Annotated in this window: 17 protein-coding genes; 9 read left to right on the top strand and 8 right to left on the bottom strand. The window is 43.6% G+C overall.

Going from position 1 to position 16320, the window contains the following annotated elements; all coding sequences use genetic code 11:
- Nucleotides 1-9: 9 nt before the first annotated feature.
- The 3 genes from AC1DU2_RS15900 to AC1DU2_RS15890 all read right to left on the bottom strand — a co-directional run bounded on the left by AC1DU2_RS15900 (nt 10) and on the right by AC1DU2_RS15890 (nt 4600).
- Complete coding sequence (locus AC1DU2_RS15900; RefSeq protein WP_477385268.1) at nt 10-1947, bottom strand: OmpA family protein; 1938 nt, start codon at nt 1945-1947, stop codon at nt 10-12.
- Nucleotides 1948-2029: 82 nt separating this feature from the next.
- Nucleotides 2030-3913, bottom strand: coding sequence for an ice-binding family protein (locus tag AC1DU2_RS15895; RefSeq protein ID WP_477367743.1), 1884 nt, complete (start codon nt 3911-3913; stop codon nt 2030-2032).
- Between the two features lie 126 nt (nt 3914-4039).
- Nucleotides 4040-4600 (bottom strand): helix-turn-helix domain-containing protein, encoded by a 561-nt coding sequence (locus AC1DU2_RS15890; RefSeq protein WP_477367740.1) that lies wholly within the window; start codon nt 4598-4600, stop codon nt 4040-4042.
- A gap of 595 nt (nt 4601-5195) precedes the next feature.
- Between AC1DU2_RS15890 and AC1DU2_RS15885 the strand changes: the two genes are divergently transcribed.
- The gene (locus AC1DU2_RS15885; RefSeq protein WP_477367737.1) at nt 5196-7391 is read left to right on the top strand and encodes a glycoside hydrolase family 43 protein; all 2196 of its coding nucleotides are present in this window, start codon (nt 5196-5198) and stop codon (nt 7389-7391) included.
- A gap of 125 nt (nt 7392-7516) precedes the next feature.
- The gene (locus AC1DU2_RS15880) at nt 7517-8683 is read left to right on the top strand and encodes an alpha/beta hydrolase-fold protein (RefSeq protein ID WP_477367734.1); all 1167 of its coding nucleotides are present in this window, start codon (nt 7517-7519) and stop codon (nt 8681-8683) included.
- A gap of 319 nt (nt 8684-9002) precedes the next feature.
- Here AC1DU2_RS15880 and AC1DU2_RS15875 read toward each other — a convergent pair whose 3' ends face one another.
- From AC1DU2_RS15875 to AC1DU2_RS15865, 3 genes are all read right to left on the bottom strand, one after another.
- Nucleotides 9003-9764 carry a LytR/AlgR family response regulator transcription factor gene (locus AC1DU2_RS15875; RefSeq protein ID WP_477385267.1) on the bottom strand — a complete coding sequence of 254 codons (762 nt, stop codon included), beginning with the start codon at nt 9762-9764 and terminating at the stop codon, nt 9003-9005.
- Complete coding sequence (locus AC1DU2_RS15870) at nt 9761-10765, bottom strand: sensor histidine kinase (RefSeq protein ID WP_477385266.1); 1005 nt, start codon at nt 10763-10765, stop codon at nt 9761-9763. The genes AC1DU2_RS15875 and AC1DU2_RS15870 overlap by 4 nt, the downstream gene beginning before the upstream one ends.
- 88 nt (nt 10766-10853) lie before the next feature.
- Nucleotides 10854-11051 carry a hypothetical protein gene (locus AC1DU2_RS15865; RefSeq protein WP_477385265.1) on the bottom strand — a complete coding sequence of 66 codons (198 nt, stop codon included), beginning with the start codon at nt 11049-11051 and terminating at the stop codon, nt 10854-10856.
- A 120-nt stretch (nt 11052-11171) separates the two neighbouring features.
- Here AC1DU2_RS15865 and AC1DU2_RS15860 point away from each other — a divergent pair, with 120 nt between their 5' ends.
- The 7 genes from AC1DU2_RS15860 to AC1DU2_RS15830 all read left to right on the top strand — a co-directional run bounded on the left by AC1DU2_RS15860 (nt 11172) and on the right by AC1DU2_RS15830 (nt 14840).
- Nucleotides 11172-11954 (top strand): DUF1223 domain-containing protein, encoded by a 783-nt coding sequence (locus tag AC1DU2_RS15860; RefSeq protein ID WP_477385264.1) that lies wholly within the window; start codon nt 11172-11174, stop codon nt 11952-11954.
- 5 nt (nt 11955-11959) lie between these two features.
- Nucleotides 11960-12130: a hypothetical protein gene (locus AC1DU2_RS15855; protein WP_477367720.1), complete on the top strand. Its 171-nt coding sequence runs from the start codon at nt 11960-11962 to the stop codon at nt 12128-12130.
- A 58-nt stretch (nt 12131-12188) separates the two neighbouring features.
- Nucleotides 12189-12599 carry a DoxX family protein gene (locus AC1DU2_RS15850; protein WP_477385263.1) on the top strand — a complete coding sequence of 137 codons (411 nt, stop codon included), beginning with the start codon at nt 12189-12191 and terminating at the stop codon, nt 12597-12599.
- Nucleotides 12600-12727: 128 nt separating this feature from the next.
- Nucleotides 12728-13186, top strand: a complete 459-nt coding sequence (locus tag AC1DU2_RS15845) for an organic hydroperoxide resistance protein (protein ID WP_477367713.1) — start codon at nt 12728-12730, stop codon at nt 13184-13186.
- A 69-nt stretch (nt 13187-13255) separates the two neighbouring features.
- Nucleotides 13256-14299, top strand: a complete 1044-nt coding sequence (locus tag AC1DU2_RS15840) for an alpha/beta fold hydrolase (RefSeq protein WP_477385262.1) — start codon at nt 13256-13258, stop codon at nt 14297-14299.
- Nucleotides 14300-14326: 27 nt separating this feature from the next.
- Complete coding sequence (locus tag AC1DU2_RS15835) at nt 14327-14452, top strand: hypothetical protein (RefSeq protein ID WP_477385261.1); 126 nt, start codon at nt 14327-14329, stop codon at nt 14450-14452.
- Nucleotides 14453-14645: 193 nt separating this feature from the next.
- Nucleotides 14646-14840 carry a hypothetical protein gene (locus AC1DU2_RS15830; RefSeq protein ID WP_477385260.1) on the top strand — a complete coding sequence of 65 codons (195 nt, stop codon included), beginning with the start codon at nt 14646-14648 and terminating at the stop codon, nt 14838-14840.
- Between the two features lie 148 nt (nt 14841-14988).
- On the opposite strand, the gene AC1DU2_RS15825 is transcribed toward AC1DU2_RS15830, so the two are convergent.
- Both AC1DU2_RS15825 and AC1DU2_RS15820 read right to left on the bottom strand, forming a co-directional pair.
- On the bottom strand, nt 14989-15696 hold the full coding sequence (locus AC1DU2_RS15825; protein WP_477367700.1) for a DUF4262 domain-containing protein: 708 nt from the start codon (nt 15694-15696) through the stop codon (nt 14989-14991).
- A 6-nt stretch (nt 15697-15702) separates the two neighbouring features.
- The coding region (locus tag AC1DU2_RS15820; protein ID WP_477385259.1) for an RHS repeat-associated core domain-containing protein at nt 15703-16320 on the bottom strand (618 nt) is incomplete at its 5' end.

Here is a 16320-nt window from a genome sequence, read left to right as displayed (position 1 = left end):
CGCTTATTGTTATTTAACAGGGATAATATCTATAATAACGGTTCGGTTGTAAAACCGCTCTTCAACTAAATTATTTTCAAAAGGTGCGTTGCCCGCATCTTCGCCAAATCCTATGGTTTCGAATTTTACATTGGTTTTGCCGGCTTTAGTTAAGGCCTGCTCCAATGTGTGTTGCACATCCAGTGCGCGGGCTTTGGATAATTTCATGTTATGGTCTTCTTCGCCTATGTTATCGGTATGGCCATGGATAATAACTGTTGATCCATCAGCAATTGAAGCCGATACAACATCGGTTAAAAACTTATCATATGATACAATAGCGTTCGATCTGTCAAAATCATACAGGATGCTATAGCGTAAGCCTTTGGTTGGTGTTTCGTCCTGGCGTATCAAATGCACAGTGCTTTCTTTCCTTACAGGCATACCGGCGCGGGTTTCGCCTGTCATTACAATTTTGTAATCGCCTGAAGGGTTGCTGCCTAATATAGTTGTACCCGGAATGCTGGCCTGGTCATCAATAAATGGTCCGAAGTGCTGAATGGTACCTTTATCATCAGTAACATCTACCGACCATGATTTAAGCAACTGTTTGGCACTATCGATATTTAAAATTACCTGGCTATCAAGCGGGTTGGCTTGTGTGGCGTTTATCTGAACAGGCTTCATCATATCGCCGCCTACCTCGGTCAATAATTCGGGCGAAGTGCTGGTTATATCTACCCGGCGATCGCCTGCACGCAGCAATACCAATTCTTTAGTGCCGCCTGGTTGTTCTGACGGAATAAGCGGCCTGTTACGGCCGGCAATGGTTATTCTTGATGCATCAACAGCATATTGGGTAACCAGGTATTGTTTAACAGCTTGAGCCAGTTCTTTACCATCTGCAGGGCCTTGGGCCGATGCACCGGTTAGCACAATTACAGCGCCTGGGTTTGATCTTAGTCGATCGCCCAAAATATTCAGGATGTTGTGGTAAACATTCAGCTGCCTTGCCGATCGGCCGGCCATGTTATCGGCCTGCTCGTTTTGCAGTTGCTGTTCCTTGAAAGTAATTGCCTGGTCTGTTGAAAGTGTAATATACCTGGCCGGTATCTGGGCTGATCCTTCATCAAAAAATACCGAATTACGCAAAGGCAGTGTTTCGCTCACCTGGCGTTTTAAAGGTACTGCTGTTGGTGCAGTTACTGTAAAAACAAATTCATGCATAGGTGCGGGTACGCTTGTTGTTGCTTTAGGGGCAATTTTTGAAGCTTTACCAAATTTAAGCGCTATACCGGCGCGTAACGTGGTAACCGACCAGCTTTCGATACTGCGCGGCTCCTGCCCAAAATAAGGATGAAAAGAAACGAATGGCGAGATGCTTACCTTGGTAGTGCTGCTTGCGGGCGAAACCATAATATCGTAACCGGCACCAACCTGGCCCGAGATGAGGGTTTTGTGCATTGCGCTTAACTGGCCATTTGTATTAGGTTGCCTAAGCTGGGTATACTCAAAATCTTTACTGATATTAAAGGCAACCCTTGGGCCGGCAAAAAAGTACAAGCCGGTTGAAGGCACCGTTAAACGCAGGCTTGGTTCAACAGCAATATAGCTGGTGTTGGTTTCTAAAGTAGCCGGGCAATTACAGGGGGCCACTACATCTTTAAATTTACCGCCGCGGCCATCATAAGCTACGTTAAGCATAACACCCAACACACTTGCCGGGCGGTATTCCATCAAAATAGACCCATAAGGGCGTACATCATGGCCCTTATGAAAAGCAGTAGGCGCTATTAATGAATTGTTTAGCCGCTGGGTGGTGCCATCGTAAAAGTTAAAATTGGCAGCGCCGGATACACCAAACCACCAGGTTGGTACAGTAGTGGTTTGTGCTTTAACCGTTATGCCGGCCATAACAACCAAACAGCAGATGATGGTTGTTTTAATTGTTTTATTGATTGGTAACATGAGATGTTTCTTTAAATATTTTGTTGATAGATAGTATTCAATCCCTAAAAAGGGATTGAATACTGTTGATACTGATGTTAGCTTATTGTGGTACGTTAACAGTGGTATTTACCATAGTAACCGAAGCTACCAGGGATATAGCCCTGCCATTTAATACCGTTTGTACCGCGTTGCCGGCTGTTGAGAAGGTGATGCCTGCACTGGATATGATAGTACCCGTCATGATACCGCCACCCGCGCCGTTAATTACAGCCGAGCTGCCTACATACCAGTAAACGTTTTTAGCGAGGCCGCCATTTTTCATGATAACACTCCTGGCACCAGCCGGACCTGCTGTACCTACGGTAAGGCCCGCAGCTGTCTGGAATATCCATACTGCGTTCGGATCGCCTTTGGCATCCAGTGTTAGGTCGCCATTGGTTACTTTGAAGGTACCGCTTGCGGCTTTATATACGCCGGGCGCTAAAGTTAAACCACCTAATTCGCCTGCGCCGGGGTCTATACCACCTGGTTTCGAGGCCGGGGATATACTATTGTAGGCAATGGTGGCGTCAAGCAATCCCTGTGTGGCAACTGCAAATGATGTGGCTGTTCCTGGTGCTGGTGGCGCTGTAAATATGCCGCCTTTTACGTTACCCTTATTTAACGGTGTTTCGGTATAAATATCGGCTGTCAGGCCATCATGGAAACCGGTAACCAGGGTTGATGCGGCGGTTGTGCCTATGGCTCCGTTATTGATTACCGTGTTTAAGCCCTGGTTGGTTACGCCTGCATTGCCGCCGAAAGCGCCAAATTTTGCAGCGTCGCCCAAAAGTGGAGGTATAATGATTACGTTGAGCGTAAAGTTGGCCGTTACGTGTTTGTTAGCACTCATAACAACGGTTAGCGGGTTATTGGTGCCTGTTGCATCGCCGCTCCACGAGGTAAAGGTATAGCCGGGGTTTGCCGTTGCCGTTGCATTTGCAGATGAACCTGCTGTGTATGCGCCTGACCCGGTTGTTGAGCCGCCTGCTGCCGGGCTTGATGTCAATACCAGTGCAAATTGCGATGCAGGTATGGCTTTAAAGTTGGCTACTAATTTCCGGTTGGCTGCAAGCACAAACTGGTAACTTGAACTTGTAGAGGCTACGTTGCCATTATCAGTCCAGTTTACAAAGGTAAAGCCGTTATTAGGATCGGCAGTTACGGTTACCGTGGTGCCGGCGTTGTATGCACCAGATCCGCTGGTTGTACCGCCAATAGCCGGGCTAGAGGTAAGCACTACCGCAAATTGCGATGCCGGTATCAATTTAAAGTTGGCCACCAAAGCCTTGTTCCCCGCCATGGTAAACTGGTAGCTGGAACTGGTTGAAACAATAACACCATTATCCGTCCAGTTGGTAAATATGTAACCTGTATTGGGTGTTGCACTAACGGTTACGGCAGATGCCTGTGCAAAGGTGCCTTCACCATCGGTAACACCGCCAAGGGTAGGGGTTGCTGTTAGCGTAACCTGCGGAATGGTGGTAAACGTCCAGGTGTAATCGCTCACCATTGCGGTACGCAAAGTGTCGGTTACTGCTGCCTTTATAGTGCCCGTATAAATAGCAAAAGGCAGCAGGGGCTGGGTTGGCGTAAAAGTAAATACGGTGCCATTGGTGGCGTTTGTTATAGTACCTGCAATAACAGTAGCGCCCTGTTGTATTATAAATGTTTTGTTGGTAATTGTTGAGGGTGCCATGCTGGTGTTAAAAGTTACCGATATTGCTTTGCTTAAAACAATGTCAACAGCTTTATCAGTTGGGTCGGTTGAAACCACAACCGGGCAGTCGCCCTTGATTTCGCCCTTATAATTATCTTTTTTACACCCTGGGGTTAAAATAGTAAGGAGTAAAAGCAGCGACAAGATTGCGCCGAAAGTTTTGGAATAACCGCTGCGCTGAGGCATGCAGATGACTTCCACTGGCATAGTAAATAGTTTTTTCATGAATATATTATTGAAAGATAAATTGTAAAGTCCCGGGGTCCTATTGGGTCAGATTGCAGGATGGTACAAACTTATGGCAACTTTGCAGCAGGCATGTTATATAACTTTTTGAATAAGTTATATAATTCACACATTAGCAAAGCTGCTTTGGTTTTGAAAATCAAAATGTTTAAACTGCGATGGCGTTAGGCCGGTAACTTTTTTAAACTGGGCAGATAGGTGCGCTACACTGCTATAATGGAGTTTCCACGAAATTTCGGTAAGGCTTAACTCGTCCTGCCATATCAACTGTTTTACCAGTTGAATTTTATTCATGATGATAAACTGTTCGATAGTGATGCCCTGTACTTCCGAGAATGTATTGGCCAGGTAAGTGTAATCACGGTTAAGCTTGGTACTCAGGTAATCGGAGAAATTGGTTTTTAACGGAATTTCTGAATGAAAAATCAAATCGGTAACTACCTGCTTTATTTTTTCAACCAGGATGTTTTTTTTGTTATCCATTAATACCAGGCCGTATTTTAATAAAGCGATGCCCGCTTGTTGAATTTGAGCCGTTACCACATCCCCTGTAACAATTACTCGTCCCTGGTCAACAGAAGTACATTTTAGCCCTGCCCTTCGCAATTCGAATTCGACGATAATTTTGCAGCGGCTGCTCACCATGTTTTTTATAAAGAGATTCATTGTGCCTCTGTATTACAAAACAAGTGCCCCCATAAGTTTTTTACCGTTTAAACGCTGTTTTAATAAAACCATCGCTAAATATTTTAAATAGATAGTGCCCGCCGGATACGAAAAAGGCACTAATACCAGCGTCGAACAATGGTGATTAAATTTGATAGTGGGCGCGATTGGTAAAACCGGAGGTTGTAATTTTATGGCAATAATGAGTACAATACAGGATTTTTTTAGTTGTTTAACGAAAAATTGGGCTTTTTTACACTTGCAGGTGGTGCACAGAAAAACTGTATTTGTACGTCCACTAAAACCATATAGTATCAATCGGCATCAGGTTTTAATCAAAACTCATCGCGATATCTTTAAATGTTTATAACGGCAATTTTACTGGGGTATTGGTTTGCCACATGGCAGTTTGAATTACAGATTGATTACCGTCAAATAATCGTGGCGCTCCCGAAAATAAAATCAACAAAATAATTGTGTTTTTGACACTTTTAAATTAATATTGACATCGGATTCACAGGGCGTGCAAATTGTCCCTGTCTGATACCAAACACCATTATAACCTGTATATTTTTAAAGAAAAGACTTATTACGTATGAACACCCTGAAATGCACGCGGCTTTTTTTAATTGTATTTTTAACAATACTTGGACATGTGTCGGGTGTTGTTGCTCAGTCAGCCGGCAACCAGCCGGCTAAAAAGGCCGCTAAAGCCGATGCGTATTCGGCGTATTTGTTTACCTACTTTACGGGCGGCAAAAAAGGCGAAGCTATCCGCTTTGCCTTAAGTACCGATGGTTATCATTACCGGGCCCTTAACAACAACCTGCCTGTTTTAAGTTCGGCGGTAATAAGTACAACCGGGGGAGTGCGCGATCCGCATATCCTGAGAGGGGCCGACGGGAAAACATTTTATATGGTGGCTACGGATATGAATACCGAACAGTACGGATGGGGCCCGGATACGGCTATGGTACTGATGCAATCGACCGATTTAATTAACTGGACATCGCACACGGTTGTTGTGCCGCAGGTATTTAAGGAGTTTGAAGGTGTGAACCGGGTGTGGGCCCCCCAAACTATTTACGACCCTAAGCTGAACAAGTACATGATATATTGGTCGATGCGCTTTGGCAACGGGCCCGACAAAATTTATTACGCCTATGCCAACAAAGATTTTTCGGGATTGGAAACCTTGCCCAAACAACTATTTTTCAAACCCGACAACGGAGCCTGTATCGATGGGGATATTGTTTATAAAGACGGTAAATATCACCTGTTTTTTAAAACAGAAGGTTCGGGGGCAGGAATTAAAATTGCCGTATCGGATAAACTGACCGAAGGTTATGTGTTGATAGATAAATATATACAGCAAACCAAATCGCCGGTAGAAGGCGCCGGTACTTTTAAGCTGAATAATAGCAATACCTATATACTGATGTATGACAGGTATACCGAAGGTAAATACCAGTTTACCCGCACTACCGACCTGGAACATTTTACTGCTATTGATAACGAGGTAACCATGAATTTTCACCCACGACACGGTACGGTTATGCCCATAACAGCGCGGGAAGCTGCCCGCTTAACCGCCAAATGGGCAAGCACAGATGATGTGATGCTGTCGCCCCGTTCGGGCCAGGTGAAAAAGATTAACATTGTGCTAGATTCTGCCACTCACACCCTTACGCTGCCGGTATTGCCCGGCACCGGTTTAAAGGCATTTAATCCGGCGTTCAACGCATTGCCCGGCATTGCAGTAATACCCACTGCGGCGCAAAACTTTACCAAAGGCCCGGTAAAATATAGAGTGACCATCAATGGAAAAAAACCTGAAACGTATAGCGTACAAGTACAGGAAAACCACAACCCCGTAATTGAAGGTTACTATGCCGACCCGGAGATATTGTATGCCGAAAAAACGGGCAAGTTTTATTTGTACCCAACCAGCGATGGTTTTGACGGCTGGAGCGGCAACTATTTTAAAGCCTTTTCATCGGCTAACCTGGTTAACTGGAAAGATGAGGGTGTGATACTTGATTTACCCAAAGATGTAAGCTGGGCAAAACGGAATGCCTGGGCGCCCTGCATTATCGAAAAAAAGATAAACGGCGGCTATAAATATTTCTACTATTTTGCTGCCGCGCAAAAAATTGGCGTAGCTGTGGCAAATGACCCGGCTGGTCCGTTTGTTGATTCGGGTAAACCACTCCTTGATAGTTTGCCCGCAGGTGTAAAAGGCGGCCAGCAAATAGATGCCGATGTTTTTACCGACCCGCAAACAGGCAAAAGTTATTTGTACTGGGGCAACGGTTACATGGCCTGCGCCGAGTTGAATGACGATATGATCTCATTAAAAACCGGTACCACAAAAATATTAACACCCGACAAGCATTATAACGAAGGTACTTATGTAGCTTACCGGAAAGGCATCTATTATTTTATGTGGTCGCAAAATGATACGCGTAGCCCCGATTACACCGTGCATTATGGAACATCCAATTCGCCCCTTGGGCCAATAACGGTGCCGGCAAACAATGTGGTAATTGCCAAAAATGCTAAAGAAGGCATTTACGGAACCGGGCATAATTCGGTTATACAGATCCCCGGCCGCGATGAATGGTATATTGTATACCACCGTTTTAATTATCCCAAAGGTATTACCATGGGCGATGCCGCCGGTTACAACCGCGAAGTTTGTATAGACAAGCTGGAGTTCAATAATGATGGCAGTATAAAGGAGGTAATCCCTACTCATAAAGGTATAAAGCCTGTTGTAATGGACAAGTAGATGCGCTTCTGTTGGTGTGAGGTTATTGCAGATCTGTGACTTTTTTTCCTGGGCAGAAATAAATACATTTAATTATGATTTACAAGGCTTTAAAGCATCGATTCCGAGCGGAAACCATTACACTATTGTTTTTAATATCACCATTGTTTCTGCACGCTCAAAACAATGGTGATATTAAACCTTTAACTGCTGATAATGTAAAAATCACTTCTAAAATTCTTAACGAAGATCGTAAGGTTTATATCTATGTTCCGCCTGCGGATTCTACAAATCCTGCAAAACGTTACCCGGTATTGTATTTAATGGATGGCGAGAGCCATTTTAGTATGATAGCCGAACTTTGCAGGTACCTTAGCCGCTGGGACGTAAATGTGATTCCCGAAATGATTGTTGTGGGCATACCCAATACCAACCGAACAAGGGACCTTACACCAACACATAGTATTATCGATTATTATGGAAAACCTGATACCAGTTTTACATCGTGGCTGAAACCAAGCGGAGGTAACAACAAGTTTCTGCAATTTATCGGGGATGAATTGATGCCTTATGTCGATTTACATTACAAAACCCAGCCTTTTAAAATATTGGCGGGGCACTCCTTTGGAGGAATCGCGGCTATCAATTGTTTACTGAACAAGCCGGATATGTTTAATGCCTTTGTTGCTGTAAGCCCTTCTTTTTGGTGGGACCGGGAGTATTTATTAAAACTGGCAGATGAAAAGCTGAAAAAGGGATCAACTTATAATAAAATTCTTTTTTACAGTGATGCCAGTGAGGGTGTTGCGGATAAAAGCACATTTCATATCAACCTGCTAAAATTTGATTCGCTTATCGTAAGAAATCAAATTAAAGGTTTAAGCCATAAATATGTCTATTATCCAGACGATATACATATGACAGAACCAGTAAAGGCTTATTATGATGCGTTGCGTTTTATATACCTGGAATGGAATCTGCCCCCGCTTGATCCTAAAATGGTTAATTCCGCCGTCATTATGAAACATTACCATGAGCTGTCATTACGATATGGCTACACTATTTTACCAAATGAGGTAAATATTAATGATTGGGCCTCTTATTTAATGAAGAATGGCGAAACATTAGATAACGCTATAAGCCTGTTTGAAATGAACACCGTCAATTTTCCTTCTTCCTATAAGGCATTTGGCAGTCTGGGAGATGCTTATGCAAAAAAAGGACAGAAACAAAAAGCGACTGCCTGTTATAAAAAAGCAATTGAGCTAAACCCAGCCGCTACGAATATCGAAGACAAACTGAAAAGCCTGTAGCGGAACTATAACGCCGCTTTTAAACCATTTGAATATAGGGGGCATTCTGGCCCGAGTTATGGGTGTACGCTGTGCTTTAAGGGCAATTCCACATGTGTAGTTATCTCTTATGCATGCACATGTATTTTACACAGTATTGCGCGCTTTTGGTACAACCAGCAAATGGAATATTAATTTTACGTAGCTAAATTTCAGCATATTTAGCTACGTAAGATTAATTAGAAGTGGGAAGGTTTGAGTCATCTACGCCTTCCCATAATTAGTGGCCAATCATAAGCGGAACCTTTTGCTACAAAGCTTATTGCCTCAAATCTGGCGGCTACCTGTTTTCAAGCCAGCTTAAAAAGCCGCTTGTTTTTTCTTTACCTATCAGCAGCTTATCCGGGCTGGGTATCACAAGTTTCACAAAAAGTTTCCTCGAAAAATAGTGCTCTACCTCTTTAACTGCGCTAAAGTTGATGAGGTATTGTCTGTTGAGCCTGAAAAATTGTTTTGCCGAAAGTAACTCCTGCACCTGGTCTAACGATTGGGTGATGGCGTACTCCTGCTGCTGAAACGTCATGATGGTTGGCGTATCATTACGGATATAAATAAAGGCTATCTGTTCGGTTTGTATGGTGCTGTATTTATTGTTTTTAAAAACCAGGAAACTCTTTTTCCCCTCATCAATACCAATCCTTTTTAATAGTATATCCAGGTTGGGCTGGGCATGCTGCTGAAAAAAGTTTTTTAAATTATCAACCTTTTCAAACGCTTCCTGCAGTTCGTCTTTTGAAAAGGGTTTTAATAAATAATCAATACCATTTGCCTTTATGGCATCCATGGCATATTCGCCGTAGGCGGTGCAAAAAACAACAGGGCAGTTTATTTTAACCGATTTAAATATCTCAAAGCACAGGCCATCAGATAATTGGATATCCATAAAGATAAGATCGGGCTGTGCTGTTTGGGTAAGATAATCTATTGCGCTTTCAATACTTTGCAATTTTGCCACGATATTGGCCGCAGGCCTTAGTTTTAAAATAAGATCGGCAAGTGATTTTGCCGCTTTAAGCTCGTCTTCAATGATGATAATATTCATGAGATGACCGGAAGTTTGATAGTGAATAAAGTTTCGCTGGCTTCAATACTAATGGTTTTATTAAGCAGGTGAATATAACGCTGGTTGATGTTTTCGAGCCCCATGCCCGTCGAGGCTTCGGGTGTTCTTTTAAGCTGAACCTCGTTTTCAACAGCAATATAGCCATCGGCCGAATACAGGCGGATTTGCAGGGGGCGTGTTACCGATACTACATTGTGCTTTATACAGTTTTCTACCAGGAGCTGCAAGGTAAAAGGAGGGATAAGTGATTGATAGTAATCGGGATTGATATTAACCGAAAGATGGATGCCTTCTTCAAACCGCGCTTTTAATAAAAATACATAAGCATCAAGTATCTCCAGTTCATCTGCAAGTTTTATCAGGTCGAGCTTGCGGCTTTCGAGGGTAAAGCGGTAAAAATTCGAAAGCTTTAAAATAAAATCTACCGAATGCTCATCGTTGCTCTCCACCATATATTTTAACGTATTCAAACTATTAAATAAAAAGTGAGGGTTTACCTGCTGCTTAAGTAATTCATATTGTGCACCCAGGTTGTCTGATTTGGTACGCTCCAGTTCGATACCCACCTGCTGGTTTTGATAGCTTTGGTAGGCCATGTTTAAAAACATATAAAACATAATGTTTACCAGGATACCCCTTACCTCGAACATGAGCATTACCGGGCCAAAATTGAGTCGCGAGAGTAAAAACTGTTGTATACAAGCTAAAATAAACATTACCGCTATCCCGAAAAACAAGCCTTTGACCAAACGTATTACCGAAAATCCGTTGGTAACATCGCGCGAGGTATAAGCAGGTAACGTAATAATATTATAATACCATATAAAAACTGCGAACAGGAAAGTTACTGTTGAGTCTACAAGTGCTTCGTACGGATTAAAATGATGCTCGGCAATTTTAGGAACCGAAGTAAGCACGCCCAGGAAAAACGAACTTAACCAGATTATTTTGTTGGATATTTTAAATGTTGTTTTATTCATGTTGGCAAACTAAATGTAGCACTTTAACATATACAGCTCTTTTATGAAGCGATATGCTATACTCCCTGTAAGCAAGCGCATCATCCCGCTAAGGTAAAATATAATGCACATTGATGCCGCATGCAAAATAGCCCAAATAGCCAATATTGTACGCGGCATAGGCATTTTGCCACCCCGCGCAGGCATGCAAAAGCAATGCCTTTATTGCACCTGCTGTCGTCCTTTTCAGCGCTTTGTAAAGCCTTGCTGCTAACAAAGGTTTTGATGGCTTGGCCCGTAAATCCATCGGCTGGCTGGTTCGGCGTTCTATTTAACCAACTCGCCCCAAATTATGCCTAATCCGGCTGGTTTTAACTAAAGGGCCGCCGGGTTTGCTAATAGGTTTGCATAAAAAATAACAAGTATCATGAAATCATTAAAAATTTTAGCACTGATTATGGGCTTTATCATCAGTGCCCTGTCGGTTTACGCCCTGATGGGCGGGGACAAAACACCCGCAAAAAAAGATATAGCAAAAGCAGGCGGAAAAGGTTTTGTTGTATTGGAGTTGTTTACCTCCGAAGGTTGCTCAAGCTGCCCGCCGGCCGATGAGTTACTGGTGAAAATACAACAGGAAACACAGGGTAAAGCGGTTTATCTGCTGGCTTATCACGTTGATTACTGGAACGGGTTGGGCTGGAAAGATATTTTCAGCAACGCTGGTTTTTCGGCCAGGCAACGGCAATATGGGCAATGGCTTGGCGGTACACAAATTTATACGCCACAGGTTATCGTAAACGGCAAAGCCGAACATGTAGGGTCGGATGAGGCTGCACTTAATAGTGCCATTGCCGATGGACTGGCAACCAACCCGGCGGCCACAGTTATACTCCGGGCGCAACAGGACGGCAGTAAACTGAAACTGCAATACCAAACTACAGGGGCGCCTGATGGCAGCAATATATTGGTTGCCCTTGTACAAAAGAACGCCCAAAATAAGGTAGAACGTGGCGAAAATGCAGGCCGCGTACTATCGCACATTCAAATAGTACGCAAAATACAAACAGAGCAGCTAAGCAACAACGGCGCAGGCAGCACCACTATTGACTTGCCTGAAAATTTTAGCGCGCAAAGCTGGGAAGTGCTATGCCTGGTGCAAAATCAAAACAGTGGCGAAATTTTAGCGGCCTCAAAAGCCGGCCTCAAATAAGCATCATGAACAAACCGGGCAAATACAAACAAAACAGGCTGATTGCGGGGCTGGTGTCGCTGCTGTCTTTATCATTATTGGCAGGTGCTCCTTTTGAACGGAATCCGCAGGATTGTCAAATGGTGAGCATCACTATAAAAAAGAAAAAGGATACCAGCCAGCCGCAGCCGGCTTAAAGGGCATCAGGCCATAAATTCATAAGCGAACAATTTCATCAAATCAAACAACAATATCATGAACAATTTAAGCACATCAAAAACATCAAAAATTATTTATTGGGTAGGGGTTGTACTGTTGTCACTGCTTTTTTTAGCAAGCGGCTATTTCGAGATTACCAAAAATCCGCTCACTTATACCAAAACATTAAAAATGGGTTATCCCCCATATTTTATTACCCTGTTAGGGATCTCGAAAATTCTTGGCATAACCGTGCTCCTTGTACCCCATAAGTTACGGTGGCTTAAAGACTGGGTTTTCGCAGGCCTTGTTTTCGATGTCATCTTTGCGTTTGCATCGGGGTACGCTATCAGCAACAACGCCGACCTCATTAAATCAGCGACAGCCTTTGTGGTTATCATTATTACTTACATACAGTTCCGCAAGCTTAATTCACATAAAACGCAGCTAATCGTAGCCGGAAACTGAGACCATCCCGGCTTTTAAAATGACTAACTCAAAGCCAAATCTGTCCAGCTCCCTGTTTAATGGTCGTTAAAAAATCAAAGTGGGGGTACTTTTGACTCAACAAAAAAAACAATTTTAAAAATAAAGCAATGGAAAATAATCAAGCAAGCGGTTCAGCAACAACCACCGCAGCAGTATCTCAAAACGTATTATACACCGGTAAAACCCATACCACAGGTGGCCGCGATGGAGGCTCGTCAAGGAGCGCCGATGGTAATCTCAATATTAAACTGTCTATCCCGGGCAGCGAAGCAATTGGTACCAATCCTGAGCAGTTGTTTGCTGCAGGCTGGTCGGCTTGTTTTATCGGCGCCATGAAAATTGCTGCCGGCCAAATGAAAGTCAGAATCCCCGCCGATGTAGCTGTTGATGCCGAAGTTGACTTATGTAACACCGATGGCGCGTACTTTTTACAGGCCCGCCTTAACGTAAGCCTGCCAGGTTTATCAACAGAAGTTGCCCGGGCACTGGTAGATGCCGCACACCAAACATGCCCGTACTCTAAACTTACCAGGGGCAATATCAACGTGCAAATTAACTTAATCTAATAACACCGTTTCGCTGCCTGGGTCGCCGTTAAACGCGGGCCCGGGCAGCGAAAGGATAACAATAACAATATGTCGCAAAATCTCAAATTTGATCGCCGCCGCTTTTTAAGCGCTGCCGCTATTTCGCTTGCTGCCGGCCCGCTTGCTATGCTTGGTTCTGCAAATGCAAAAGCCAGCCCTGCGCATGCGACCAATAAAGCTAAACAGGCCGGTGCCTCATTTGGCACAATAAAACAAATTGACGCAGGACTATTAAACGTTGGATATGCCGAAGCTGGCCCGGCCAATGGCCCTGTGGTGATTTTGCTGCATGGCTGGCCTTATGATATCCATAGTTTTGCAGATGTTGCCCCGCTGCTGGCAGCAAAAGGTTACCGGGTTATTGTACCGCACCTGCGCGGCCATGGTACAACGCGCTTCCTGTTGGCTACAACATTCCGTAACGGGCAACAGGCGGCCGTGGCTTTGGATATTATTGCTTTAATGGATGCACTGCATATTAGTAAGGCGATATTTGGCGGGTACGATTGGGGAGCACGCACTGCAGGCATCATTGCTGCCCTTTGGCCCAACCGCTGCAAGGACATTGTCTCGGTAAATGGGTACCTCATTAATAACCTTGAACGTAACAAGTTGCCATTGCCGCCAAAAGCCGAATGGGGATGGTGGTATCAGTATTATTTTGCTACCGAACGCGGCCACGCCGGTTATCAGGCCAACAGGCACGATTTTAACAAACTCATCTGGAAAAACGTTTCGCCTAAGTGGGACTTTGATGATGCCACTTTTGAGCGCACAGCCGTATCTTTCAGCAACCCCGACTATGTGAACATTGTAATACATAACTACCGCTGGCGTTTAAGCCTTGCCGATGGCGAGGCGCGATATAATGATATTGAAAAGCTGCTTGCCCAAAGCCCGGTTATTACCGTACCCGTCATTACATTGGATGGCGACTCTGACGGTGTTGCCCCCGCCACTGATGGTGCCTCATATGCCAAAAAATTCTCGGGGAAACATACGCATCGCATTATCAAAGGCGCGGGCCATAATCTGCCCCAGGAGGCCCCGCAGGCTTTTGCAGATGCCATTGTTGAGGTTGATGGTTATTGAGGCTGACTTGACTTTTAACTTAATATCATGGCGTACGCCCCGATAAAATGGGGGCGCCAGGCTATCCGTTCATACTACACAGGCATTAGGCGCGAGGCCGGTATCCGTTTCTATCCTTTACGCGAGCTGCGGGTATGCAAAAAAACCGGATGAAATTAAACATCCGGGTGTTGCACATGCATTACTTTGCATGGCGTTTACCTATCAGCGAGCCACAAGTCTGGACCTTGCGGCAGCAACCACGCTTGCGGTAGCTGGAGGCCAGCTTGCGATTTGAAATTGGCTTTGCATAGCGTATACCTATCAGCGAGGCACACGCGACACGCGTGCGCCAGCTTGGGGGGAAATGGCTGCAAAGATTGCTGACGTTTTAGGTGTTTCGCTTGATTACCTGGTAGGCAAAACGGATGTAGAACTTGATCAATCCATCCTGGACAAAGTCGTTTCTATCCAAAAACTCCCTGATGAGGATAAAAGCCACATCATGTATTCTATTGACGGCCTTATTCAACATGCCAAAACAAGATTGGCTTATAAATAACAAAGCCCGGCATCACGGCCAGGCTCTGTTTATTTTACAACATTACTTTTTCTAATCCAACTGTAGTTACAAACTACAAGCATAGCCGTTCGAAGTCAGAGACATTCGAACAGCGGTAGACTACGGACAACTGAGAGGATAATCTGGATTACCAATCTTGCCAGCTTGAATCTTTATTATCTCGCCACAGACCTTGACCGACTATCAAATTTAAAATTGGCTTTAACGTACCGTCAATTCCTAAGATTGTTCCTAATGGTACTATCCTTATATCCTCTTTTTCTACATCTGGCCCCGGCCCTGAAAACATTTCCCATACATGGTCTTCCCATTTAGCCACTTCGGTTATTGTTTTGCCTTTTAAAGCATTAAGATCAGTTATTACATAAGAATTTTTAGGCGCATCAATATTCCAATCCATATATAGCCATTTCCAAACAGGGTCATTTGTAATCAATACATCTGACATTAGTGGTGTGTCCAATGTTCTTTCTATAGGAATAATTTGATAAGCCACAATTTCATCTACACTATAATAATCATAAACCCCTAACATCAATTTTTTACACCAAGATGAATCTACAGTAGCTAAATAAGAAACGTCGTTGTCAGATAATGAAAACTGAGAATTAACTGTAGATCCAGATTGTAGTTTTTGATATATATGTTCAAATATAAATTCATTCTCCTTTATAGATTTAAATCCTCCTGCAATAATCAATTCAAAACCGAACCTTTCGGATAATCCTATTGAATAAGAAAAATTTGGATTTTGCCCACCATTGACTAACGTAACATGATAGCCATTTTTTTCAATATTTTTTCTTATGAGGTCTAAAAATTCCGTATTTGTCATTATTCGTTAATTACTGTGTAAATATGTATGACAACCTATGCAAACAGGAACTGTTTTGGTGCCGCCATCTGCATGTCTATCTGGATAATGATGTGACCTTGTATCTTCTGCTTTTGTTTCATTACCACAATTAGCGCACTTATTGTCATTATCTTCTCTTTCTTTTGCTTTTTCTTTGCCTGAAGGAACTCTTTGTTTCGCTCTTTGTGAAGGAGGGACTGTTCCTTTGCCAGTTGGAGATTTTTCAAGTTTTCCTGCTGTACCTCTTTCTGTTGTATTAGATTCTGGGTTAGTTTTAGACTTATTAGAATCAGTTTTTGGGCTGCTATTAGGAGTCGAGGAAGTAGATGGCTCGCTACTGGCGCTCTGCGAAGAATATCTTGCTGAAGTTGCATGATGAACAACAACTGTCGTTACCACGGCAGCGGCAGCAAAATAAACCACGCCCGATTCTACAGCCCATATAGCAAGCGGTATCAAAAATACAAACTTCCCATCAGGATCAGTCGCGTTAATTGGATTATTCCAAGCATAGGCAAAAGGCGACTTATTAATTTGATCGGGATGATCCGCCAACGGATCCACACTCGTCCACCTCCCAATCACCGGATCATAGAACCTTGC

It is taken from the genome of Mucilaginibacter sp. P4_C11 (assembly GCF_056402115.1).
The sequence above is the reverse complement of the archived record's forward strand: the minus strand, read 5'-3'. Positions and strand labels throughout refer to the sequence as shown.

Excerpts from the sequence above, each read along its gene's own strand:
- AC1DU2_RS15900 (WP_477385268.1), bottom strand. The coding sequence starts at position 1,947 with ATGTTACCAATCAATAAAACAATTAAAACAACCATCATCTGCTGTTTG.
- AC1DU2_RS15895 (WP_477367743.1), bottom strand. The coding sequence starts at position 3,913 with ATGAAAAAACTATTTACTATGCCAGTGGAAGTCATCTGCATGCCTCAG.
- AC1DU2_RS15890 (WP_477367740.1), bottom strand. The coding sequence starts at position 4,600 with ATGAATCTCTTTATAAAAAACATGGTGAGCAGCCGCTGCAAAATTATC.
- AC1DU2_RS15885 (WP_477367737.1), top strand. The coding sequence starts at position 5,196 with ATGAACACCCTGAAATGCACGCGGCTTTTTTTAATTGTATTTTTAACA.
- AC1DU2_RS15875 (WP_477385267.1), bottom strand. The coding sequence starts at position 9,764 with ATGAATATTATCATCATTGAAGACGAGCTTAAAGCGGCAAAATCACTT.
- AC1DU2_RS15870 (WP_477385266.1), bottom strand. The coding sequence starts at position 10,765 with ATGAATAAAACAACATTTAAAATATCCAACAAAATAATCTGGTTAAGT.
- AC1DU2_RS15865 (WP_477385265.1), bottom strand. The coding sequence starts at position 11,051 with ATGGATTTACGGGCCAAGCCATCAAAACCTTTGTTAGCAGCAAGGCTT.
- AC1DU2_RS15860 (WP_477385264.1), top strand. The coding sequence starts at position 11,172 with ATGAAATCATTAAAAATTTTAGCACTGATTATGGGCTTTATCATCAGT.
- AC1DU2_RS15855 (WP_477367720.1), top strand. The coding sequence starts at position 11,960 with ATGAACAAACCGGGCAAATACAAACAAAACAGGCTGATTGCGGGGCTG.
- AC1DU2_RS15850 (WP_477385263.1), top strand. The coding sequence starts at position 12,189 with ATGAACAATTTAAGCACATCAAAAACATCAAAAATTATTTATTGGGTA.
- AC1DU2_RS15845 (WP_477367713.1), top strand. The coding sequence starts at position 12,728 with ATGGAAAATAATCAAGCAAGCGGTTCAGCAACAACCACCGCAGCAGTA.
- AC1DU2_RS15840 (WP_477385262.1), top strand. The coding sequence starts at position 13,256 with ATGTCGCAAAATCTCAAATTTGATCGCCGCCGCTTTTTAAGCGCTGCC.
- AC1DU2_RS15835 (WP_477385261.1), top strand. The coding sequence starts at position 14,327 with ATGGCGTACGCCCCGATAAAATGGGGGCGCCAGGCTATCCGTTCATAC.
- AC1DU2_RS15830 (WP_477385260.1), top strand. The coding sequence starts at position 14,646 with ATGGCTGCAAAGATTGCTGACGTTTTAGGTGTTTCGCTTGATTACCTG.
- AC1DU2_RS15825 (WP_477367700.1), bottom strand. The coding sequence starts at position 15,696 with ATGACAAATACGGAATTTTTAGACCTCATAAGAAAAAATATTGAAAAA.